We start from the raw sequence: 8,731 nt of genomic DNA, 5'->3' as shown, positions 1-8,731 counted from the left end.
TGGCGGGGCACTGTGGGTTTGCGGGGACGCCGTAAACCCGTCCATGGGGGCTTGGTCGCCGCATCCATGCGGCTCACACCCCGCAAACCCACAGTGCCCCGCCTTCGACAGTTGGCCGGTCGCCAGTAGATCCACGCCATGCGTGGATGAATCTCCATGGAGATCGAATATTTCGAGAATTGATCGAACAGCAGCCGAGCATGGCTCGGCTCTACAAAAGGGGGGGCAGATCGCGGGAAACTGTCGAAGGCGGGGTGGGTCCGGTTGCGGGAGTGTCCGCGGCATGGATGCCGCGGCCAAGCCCCCATGGATGGGTTTACGGCGTCTCCCGCAACCGGATCCATCCCGCCATCCCACAGGAAACCCGCTTCTGCTTCGGCTGTTGCTGTTGCTGTTGCTGTTGCTTCGGCTTGTAGCAGGTGCAGGGCTGCAAGCCCTGCCGATCAACACCCTCCTTACGAACGACTGACGTGACGCTCATGCGCCATGCGCGAGGCTGTCCGCTTGCGGTTCGAGTGGAGGTGGCAACCGTGCACTGGGAAAGCGCACAGGCCTATGCATGGCCGTTGGGGGCGGCGGTGCTGGTGGGTGGCATTGGCGCGTGGTTGATCCTGTGGATCTACCACCGGTTGAAAGGGCGCGATCGGCGGCGTGCGCGCATCGGTCGCGTGCTCGGGCTGCCGCTGGCCACCGCCTGGCCGCTGCTGCTGTTGATTCCCGCGCTGCAGGCGACGCCGCTGCAGGACCCAATGCTCGGCAACCTGCAGCACATGCTGCATATCGCACTGACCGCGTGCTTCATCTGGTTGCTGGTGCGGGCGGTGGCCGCCGGCGAGCGCGCTATCCTGCGCAGTCACCCCATCGATGTTTCCGACAACCTCGAAGCCCGCCGCATCCAGACCCAGACGCGGGTGCTCAGCCGCGTGCTGATGGGCGGCATCATCGTGCTGGGGGCATCGCTGGTGCTGCTCACGTTCCCGATGGTGCAGAAGATCGGCACTGCTTTGCTGGCATCGGCCGGCCTGATCGGTCTGGTTGCCGGTATCGCCGCCAAGCCGGTGTTCGGCAACCTGATCGCCGGCCTGCAGATCGCGGTGACGCAGCCGATCCGGCTGGACGACGTGGTGATCGTTGAAGGCGAATGGGGCCGCATCGAGGAGATCGGCAGCAGCTATGTGGTGGTACGCATCTGGGATGAGCGGCGGATGGTGGTGCCGCTGACCTGGTTCATCGAGAACCCGTTCCAGAACTGGACGCGGCGCAGTGCCGACCTGCTTGGCACGGCCTTCCTGTGGCTGGACTACCGGGCGCCGATCGCAGCGATCCGCACCGAGCTGGAGCGGATCTGCCGCGGTGAAGCGCTGTGGGATGGCCGGGTCTGCGTGACCCAGGTGACCGAGACCAGCGAGCGTGCGATCCAGGTGCGGCTGCTGGTCAGCGCGCGCAGCTCCGGCGATGCCTTCGACCTGCGCTGCCTGGTGCGCGAACGCATGCTCGATTTCCTCGCGCGCGAACACCCGCAGTCGTTGCCGCAGGTGCGCGCACGTGTGCAGCACGATGATGAGCTGGACATGCCACGGGGACCGCGTACGCGGACTGCGGATGTGCGGTCGCCGGGCGCGGAGGATGGCGAGGCGGCGATCGTGCCGGTGGAATCCCCGGACCGGTAGTGCCGGGCGCTGGCCGGCATCTGCGGGATGATGGGTTGCCGGCCAGCGGCCGGCACTACCGGATCACGGCTCGCCGGCGTCGATCAGGGCGTCTGTATCGAAGTGCGGTGGCCGCCGCGCGCGGGTGCGCTGTTCATAGGCGTAGGCCATCTCGATCAGCTTGGGCTCGCTCCAGGCGGTGCCCATGAACAGCAGGCCGACCGGCAGGCCGTCGATCTGGCCCATCGGCACGCTGAGGCTGGGATAGCCCGCCACAGCCGCGGCGCTGTAGCTCTCGCCCGGGAAGTCGTCGCCTTCGCTGCGGATCGGCCATGCCACACCGGTGGTCGGTGCCACCAGGGCATCGAGCTGCTGCGCGGCGAGGGCGGCATCGATGCCTTCCGGGCCAGCCAGCCGGCGCGCATCGCTGCGTGCACGGATATAAGCCGGGTCGGCCAGCCCGGCGGTGGCGTCGGCCTCGACCAGCAGCTCCTGGCCGAACAGGCCCAGCTCCTGCCTGGCGTGTGCCTGGTTGAAGGCGATCAGGTCGGCAAGGCTGCGCAGCGGCGCGTGGTGGGTGCTGAAGTAGCGCTCCAGCCCTGCCTTGAATTCGTACAGCAGCACGAGGCGTTCGGCCTCGGCCCAGGCGCCCTGGTTGGGCAGCTCCACCGGCACCACAACGGCACCGGCACGGCGTAGCTCGGCGGCGGCCTGGTCGATCAGCGGCGGCATTCCGCGGTATTTCAGCAGGGGCGTCTGCAGCAGGCCGATGCGCTTGCCGCGCAGGCCCTGCGGGTCCAGCCGCGCGGTGTAGTCATAGACCGCGCGGCCGGGCATGGTCGCAGTCGCCGGGTCGGCGTCGTCGCGGCCGGCGATCGCGGTCAGCACGGCCGCCGCATCGGCGACACTGCGTGCCATCGGCCCGGCGGTGTCCTGGCTGAACGAGATCGGGATGATGCCGTCGCGGCTGACCAGTCCAACCGTCGGCTTCAGGCCGACCACACCGTTGATCGCCGCCGGGCAGACGATGCTGCCGTCGGTCTCGGTGCCGATCGCCACGCTGGCCAGGTTGGCGGCCACGGCCACCGCACTGCCGCTGCTGGAGCCGCAGGGCGAGTGGCTGAGTCGATAGGGATTGCGGGTCTGGCCACCGCGCGCGCTCCAGCCCGAGATCGAGTCGTTGCCGCGGAAGTTGGCCCACTCGCTGAGATTGGTCTTGCCCAGCACCACCGCGCCGGCGTCGCGCAGCCGACGCACCAGGTAGGCGTCGTCCGGGCGGAAACCCTGCAGGGCCAGCGAGCCGGCACTGGTGGCCATCGGCGCGGCGTTGATGTTGTCCTTCAGCAGCAGCGGAATGCCATGCAGGGGCCCGCGCAGGCGGCCATCGCGGCGCTCGCGGTCGCGCGCTGCGGCTTCCTTCAGGGCATCCGGGTTGAGCTCGATCACCGCGCGCAGGCGCGGCCCGGTGCGGTCCAGGGCCGCAATGCGCTGCAGGTAGGCCTGGGTCAGGGTGGTGCTGTCCAGCTCACCGGCGGTCATCCGCGCCTGCAGATCGGCGACATCGGTTTCGGCGTACGGGAACGGCACGTTGCGGCTCGCAGGTTCGGCCGCATGCGCGCTGGACGTGGCCGGGCTGCAGCCAGCCGAAAGCAGCGCAGGCAGCGCGGCGAGCAGGCAGGTCAGCAGAGGCGGCAAGGACGGGCGCATGGGGCGGCTTGGTCGGCTCCAATCCCCAGTGTAGCCGCTGCTCAGCGATGGCGCTTGCGCAGGTCGCGGGCGAGGACGTAGACCACGATCAGGTTGATCGCCAGGATCGTCCACGACGGCCAACCCGGGTGCCGGATGATCGCGAAGATGTCGAAGGGCAGGTACAGGGAGGCGGTCAGGCAGCCCAGCCAGGAGGCCCAGGCCTTTGCCCGCCACAGTCCCCAGGCTTCGACCAGGTGCAGCAGGCCGTAGCCGATCATCCCCGCCGCGGCCAGGTGCACCGCGTCGGGGCTGATCATGTGCAGCAGCGAGGGCAGGGTGCCATGGTCCGGATCCAGGCTGAAACGCCGGATCAGGACCATGATGCCGTGCCGCAGCGGCTGCGGTCCGAGCACTTCCAGCCCGGTGGCGGCCAACAGCGCCAGCATCGCCTTGCTCGCTTCGAGCAGGGCGATGACGTGGAGACCCGGATGCCGGTGCGGATCCGGGTTGTAGCCGCTCTGGTTCACGGGGTGCTGGCTCAGCCGCCGCGCGAAGCCTTCTTGCGGTCGCTTTCGGTCAGGAACTTCTTGCGCAGGCGGATCTCCTTCGGGGTGATCTCGACCAGCTCGTCGTCTTCGATGAAGTCCAGGGCCTGTTCCAGCGAGTACTTGATCGCCGGGGTCAGCTGGATCGCATCGTCCTTGCCCGAAGCGCGCATGTTGGTCAGCGGCTTGGTCTTGATCGCGTTGACGGTCAGGTCGTTGTCCTTGGAGTGGATGCCGACCAGCTGACCTTCATACACGTTGTCGCCTTCAGCAGCGAACAGCTTGCCGCGTTCCTGCAGCGGGCCCAGCGAGTAGGCCGGCGTGGTGCCCGGCGCATTGGCGATCATCACGCCGTTGATGCGCTTGGCAATCGCGCCCTGTTCCTTCGGACCGTAATGGTCGAACACGTGGAACAGCAGGCCCGAACCCTGGGTCAGGGTCTTGAACTCGTTCTGGAAACCGATCAGGCCACGGGCCGGGATCGAGTATTCCAGGCGCACGCGGCCCTTGCCGTCCGGCTCCATGTTCTTCAGCTGGCCCTTGCGGGTGCCCAGCTTTTCCATCACGCCGCCCTGGTGGATTTCTTCGATGTCCACCACCAGCTGCTCGATCGGCTCCATCATCTGGCCGTCGATTTCCTTGATGATCACTTCCGGGCGCGACACGGCCAGCTCGTAGCCTTCGCGACGCATGTTCTCGATCAGCACCGACAGGTGCAGTTCGCCACGGCCGGAGACCAGGAACTTGTCGGCGTCTTCCAGCTGTTCGACCTTCAGGGCCACGTTGTGGACCTTTTCACGGTCCAGGCGGTCCTTGATCTGGCGGCTGGTCAGGAACTTGCCACCGGACAGGTCCTTGTTGCCGGCGAACGGCGAGTTGTTGACCTGGAAGGTCATCGAGATGGTCGGCTCGTCGACGGTCAGTGCCGGCAGCGCTTCCGGGGTGTCCGGGTGGCACAGGGTGTCGGAGATGGTCAGCTCCGGAATACCGGAGATGGCGACGATGTCACCGGCTTCGGCGGTGTCCTGCTCGATACGCTCCAGGCCCAGGAAGCCCAGCACCTGCGCGACCTTGCCGTTGCGCTTCTTGCCTTCGCGGTCGATCACCGCGACCTGCATGTTCTTCTTCAGGGTGCCGCGCTGGATGCGGCCGATGCCGATCACGCCCACGAAGTTGTTGTAGTCCAGCTGGCTGATGCGCATCTGGAAGGCGCCTTCCGGATCGACTTCCGGCTTCGGCGCGTGCTGCATGATGGCTTCGTACAGCGGGGTCATGTCGCCGTCGCGCACGGTGTCTTCCAGGCCGGCATAGCCGTTCAGGGCCGACGCGTAGACGATCGGGAAGTCCAGCTGCTCATTGGTGGCGCCGAGCTTGTCGAACAGGTCGAAGACCTGGTCGATCACCCACTCCGGACGCGAGCCCGGGCGGTCGACCTTGTTGACCACCACGATCGGCTTGAAGCCCATCGCGAAGGCCTTCTGGGTCACGAAGCGGGTCTGCGGCATCGGGCCGTCCATCGCGTCGACCAGGATCAGCACGGTGTCGACCATCGACAGCACGCGCTCGACCTCACCACCGAAGTCGGCGTGGCCGGGGGTGTCGACGATGTTGATCCGGTTCTTGATGCCGGTCTTCTTGTCTTCCCAGGTGATGGCGGTGTTCTTGGCCAGGATGGTGATGCCGCGTTCCTTTTCCTGGTCGTTGCTGTCCATCACGCGCTCGGCGAGGACGGTGCGCTCGGACAGGGTGCCGGACTGCTTCAGCAGCTGGTCGACCAGGGTGGTCTTGCCATGGTCGACGTGGGCGACGATGGCGATGTTGCGAAGATTTTCGATGGACATACGAAAGGGGGCCAGTCGGCGCCGGATTTGGAAAAAGAAGTCCAACATTATACGTCGAACTTGACGATTCGCGAAAAGGTGGATTTCACGCCGGTCATGGGGCCCATTCAGCTGGGTCCCGCCGCTGCGGTCGAGGCTGCCTGGCGCCGGTGGCTGGGCTGCCCATCCGGCGGCTGAAGCCGGGATCTGCGCCCATGGTCGAAGCCGCCGCCGCCACGAGGCAGGTGTAAACTAGGTGGCTAGACGCGTTCCCCTCTGCATCAAGGATCTTCATGTCCCTCATCGCCACTTTCGACACCACCCAGGGCCCGATCAAGGTCGAGCTGTTCGCCGACAAGGCGCCGCTGACCGTGGCCAACTTCGTGAACCTGGTCAAGCACGGTTTCTATGACGGCCTGATCTTCCACCGCGTGATCGCCGACTTCATGATCCAGGGCGGCTGCCCGCAGGGTCGTGGCACCGGTGGCCCGGGCTACAAGTTCGAAGACGAGAAGAACGGCGTGAAGCACGAGGTCGGCTCGCTGTCGATGGCCAACGCCGGCCCGAACACCAACGGCAGCCAGTTCTTCATCACCCATATCAAGACCGATTGGCTGGACGGCCGCCACACCGTGTTCGGCAAGGTCCTGGAAGGCCAGGCCATCGTCGATTCGGTCAAGCAGGGCGACGTGATCCATTCGATCACCCTGGAAGGCGACGTCGACGCCGTGCTGGCCGCCCAGGCCGAGCGCGTGGCGGAGTGGAACAAGCACCTCGCCGCCTGATCCCCCTTCGAAACGGCCACCCATGGGTGGCCGTTTCCCTGTTCCCCGCCGCCCGCCAGGCCTGCGTGGCCACGCCCGCGGCGTCCCATCAAACGCTTGCAAGCAAGAGGAAACCCCCATGAAAGCACCCGTTCGTGTTGCCGTGACCGGCGCCGCCGGCCAGATCGGTTATGCCCTGCTGTTCCGCATCGCCTCCGGCGAAATGCTGGGCAAGGACCAGCCGGTCATCCTGCAGCTGCTGGAACTGCCGGTCGACAAGGCCCAGGCCGCCCTGAAGGGCGTGATGATGGAACTGGAAGACTGCGCCTTCCCGCTGCTGGCCGGCATGGTCGGCACCGACGACGCCGAAGTCGCGTTCAAGGACGCCGACATCGCCCTGCTGGTCGGCGCGCGTCCGCGCGGCCCGGGCATGGAGCGCAAGGACCTGCTGCTGGAAAACGCCAAGATCTTCACCGCCCAGGGCGCGGCGCTGAACAAGGTGGCCAGCCGTGACGTGAAGGTGCTGGTGGTCGGCAACCCGGCCAACACCAATGCCTACATCGCCATGAAGTCGGCCCCGGACCTGAAGCCGGAAAACTTCACCGCCATGCTGCGCCTGGACCACAACCGCGCGCTGAGCCAGCTGTCGACCAAGCTCGGCAAGCCGGTCGGTGGCATGGAGAAGCTGGTGGTGTGGGGCAACCACAGCCCGACCATGTACCCGGACTACCGTTTCGCCACCGCCGATGGTGCGTCGATCGCCGATGCGATCAACGACCAGGAGTGGAACGCCAACACCTTCATCCCGACCGTCGGCAAGCGCGGCGCGGCGATCATCGAAGCCCGCGGCTCGTCCTCGGCTGCTTCGGCCGCCAACGCTGCCATCGACCACGTGCGTGACTGGGTGCTGGGCAGCAACGGCAAGTGGGTCACCATGGGCGTGCCGTCCGATGGCTCCTACGGCATTCCGGAAGGCGTGATCTTCGGCTTCGCGGTGACCACCGAGAACGGCAAGTACACCCTGGTGAAGGATCTGCCGATCGACGACTTCAGCCAGAAGTACATCGACAAGACCCTGGCCGAGCTGGAAGAAGAGCGCGCCGGCGTCGCCCACCTGCTGGGCTGATGCAGGCGGTACCGGCTCCGGTCGGTACGCAGAAGACGGGGAAGCTTCGGCTTCCCCGTTTTTGTTTGGACGGATACGGAACCCCATGATCCACCTGCACTACTTCGATGACGCGCTGCTGGTGGCCGAGAAGCCGGCCGGCCTGCTGTCCGTGCCCGGCCGCAGCGCCGAGAACCAGGACTGCGTGGTCGCGCGCCTGCAGGCGCTGTACCCGGATGCATTGACCGTGCACCGGTTGGACCAGGTGACCTCCGGCCTGCTGCTGCATGCGCGTGGCAAGGAGATGCAGGCGGCGTTGTCGATGCAGTTCGAGCAGCGCCAGGTCAGCAAGCGGTATGAAGCGGTGGTGCAGGGGCTGCTCGAAGGCGAGGCCGGCGAAGTGGACCTGCCGTTGATCGTGGACTGGCCGAACCGGCCGAAGCAGATGGTCGATCACGAACGCGGCAAGCCGGCGCTGACGCGCTGGCGCGTGCTGGCACGTGATGTTGAAGCGCAGCGCACCCGCATGGAGTTGGAACCGGTCACCGGTCGCAGCCACCAGTTGCGGCTGCACATGGCCAGCATTGGCCATCCCATCGTGGGTGACGTGCTGTATGACGCCGCGCCTGCGCAGCGGGTGCATCTGCATGCGAGCAGCCTGCGGTTCACCCATCCGGTGACAGGCGAAGCACTCGCGTTCGAGTCCGCGACGCCGTTCTAGGTGGGGCGGCAGGGCTTGCAGCCCTGCACCTGCAGAATCAATGTCAACGTCAACGTCAACGTCAAAAGCGGGCTATCCGCGGGTTGGCGGGGCGGTGTCGGAGTGCGGGGACGCCGTGAACCCATCCCTGGGGGCTTGGCAGCCGCATCCATGCGGCTGACACCCCGCACTCCGACACCGCCCCACCTCTGACAGTTTTCCGCGGCTGTTGGTATTTGCGGCCGTGGTTCCGCGCGGCTGTTGGTAGGTGTCGACCTTGGTCGACACATCTGTCAGATATCGAATGATTCATCCACGCATGGCGTGGATCTACCGTGTCGACCAAGGTCGACACCCACCAGAGCAGAGTGCCGTTCCGACAGATCGCGGAAAACTGTCGAAGGCGGGGTGGGGGGGGGGGGGGGGGGGGGGGGGGGGGGGGGGGGGGGGGGGGGGGGG

At 66.6% G+C, this 8,731-nt stretch carries 7 protein-coding genes; 4 read left to right on the top strand and 3 right to left on the bottom strand.

Annotation, left to right across the window (positions count from 1 at the left end):
* Window positions 1–530 precede the first annotated feature (530 nt).
* Window positions 531–1,670 (top strand): mechanosensitive ion channel family protein, encoded by a 1,140-nt coding sequence (locus tag QRO93_RS20540; protein WP_180878927.1) that lies wholly within the window; start codon window positions 531–533, stop codon window positions 1,668–1,670.
* Between the two features lie 63 nt (window positions 1,671–1,733).
* Here the strand turns inward: QRO93_RS20540 and QRO93_RS20535 are convergent, their stop codons facing one another.
* From QRO93_RS20535 to typA, 3 genes are read right to left on the bottom strand one after another with little or no spacing between them, the layout of a single operon-like run.
* Window positions 1,734–3,356 carry an amidase gene (locus tag QRO93_RS20535; protein ID WP_053448884.1) on the bottom strand — a complete coding sequence of 541 codons (1,623 nt, stop codon included), beginning with the start codon at window positions 3,354–3,356 and terminating at the stop codon, window positions 1,734–1,736.
* Window positions 3,357–3,397: 41 nt separating this feature from the next.
* Window positions 3,398–3,865: a DUF2127 domain-containing protein gene (locus QRO93_RS20530; RefSeq protein WP_005415426.1), complete on the bottom strand. Its 468-nt coding sequence runs from the start codon at window positions 3,863–3,865 to the stop codon at window positions 3,398–3,400.
* 11 nt (window positions 3,866–3,876) lie between these two features.
* On the bottom strand, window positions 3,877–5,724 hold the full coding sequence (gene typA, locus QRO93_RS20525) for a translational GTPase TypA (RefSeq protein WP_049456418.1): 1,848 nt from the start codon (window positions 5,722–5,724) through the stop codon (window positions 3,877–3,879).
* Window positions 5,725–5,996: 272 nt separating this feature from the next.
* Here typA and QRO93_RS20520 point away from each other — a divergent pair, with 272 nt between their 5' ends.
* The 3 genes from QRO93_RS20520 (at window position 5,997) to QRO93_RS20510 (ending at window position 8,293) form a co-directional block, all read left to right on the top strand.
* Window positions 5,997–6,488, top strand: coding sequence for a peptidylprolyl isomerase (locus QRO93_RS20520; RefSeq protein ID WP_004153629.1), 492 nt, complete (start codon window positions 5,997–5,999; stop codon window positions 6,486–6,488).
* A 118-nt stretch (window positions 6,489–6,606) separates the two neighbouring features.
* Window positions 6,607–7,593: a malate dehydrogenase gene (locus QRO93_RS20515; protein WP_004153634.1), complete on the top strand. Its 987-nt coding sequence runs from the start codon at window positions 6,607–6,609 to the stop codon at window positions 7,591–7,593.
* An 85-nt stretch (window positions 7,594–7,678) separates the two neighbouring features.
* The gene (locus tag QRO93_RS20510; protein ID WP_164088068.1) at window positions 7,679–8,293 is read left to right on the top strand and encodes an RluA family pseudouridine synthase; all 615 of its coding nucleotides are present in this window, start codon (window positions 7,679–7,681) and stop codon (window positions 8,291–8,293) included.
* Window positions 8,294–8,731: the final 438 nt, after the last annotated feature.

Source organism: Stenotrophomonas maltophilia group sp. Smal17, from assembly GCF_030237045.1.
Classification (GTDB): domain Bacteria; phylum Pseudomonadota; class Gammaproteobacteria; order Xanthomonadales; family Xanthomonadaceae; genus Stenotrophomonas; species Stenotrophomonas forensis.
Note: the sequence above shows the minus strand (reverse complement) of the source record. Positions and strands in the feature narration are given on the sequence as shown.